This is a genomic window from Dellaglioa sp. CoH-57-MRSF-20 (assembly GCF_056781955.1).
Genome location: NZ_JBXAXV010000066.1, coordinates 1 through 582 on the forward strand (window position 1 = coordinate 1; position 582 = coordinate 582).

General features: G+C 57.2%; 1 protein-coding gene. It reads right to left on the bottom strand.

Annotation, left to right across the window (positions count from 1 at the left end; all coding sequences use genetic code 11):
- The coding region (locus AC1RPN_RS08125) for a hypothetical protein (RefSeq protein WP_481763704.1) at positions 1 to 329 on the bottom strand (329 nt) is incomplete at its 3' end.
- Positions 330 to 582: the final 253 nt, after the last annotated feature.

The window sequence follows — 582 nt, forward strand, 5'->3', positions numbered from 1 at the left end:
CTCGATATCAACTTCAGTGCGCGCTCCGCGACCTCTGCGAACGACCAGTGTCGCGTGCCCTTGACCTCGATGCGCGAGTGCCCCGCACGCCATTTACGGTCTTCGATGATATCGTCAGCGCGCCACCCATCGTACTTGGTGGGCAAGAGCTTAGCCTCGCCCCGTACCAGTTCGTCACGCTGCACGCCGTCAATGGTCAACACGCTACTTTCGAGGCGCATGTGGTCCGAGGCCTCGACAAGCACAATGCCGGTCACTAGCAGCGGGCACTGGCCATGCTTGTTGACACCCAGACCGATGTCGCGAAAAATCAATTCACCGTGATTCATGTTTCTCCTTGTCACAAGGGCGCTTGCCCTTTTCATACACACATTTCGCGCCCTCGAACCCCATACGCTCTCGGCATTTGCAGGGACCGAACCACGTATCCGGATAATGCACAGGCGTCTCGTTCAATGCACAAGCACCTGCACATGGTTCAGCAGCCATTGCGCGAGCAGCGTGGCACCAATACCTAGACCCAGACCCATAACAAATGCCCCGACGATCCCGCTGATAAGGCCGTTAAGAGCACCCACAATT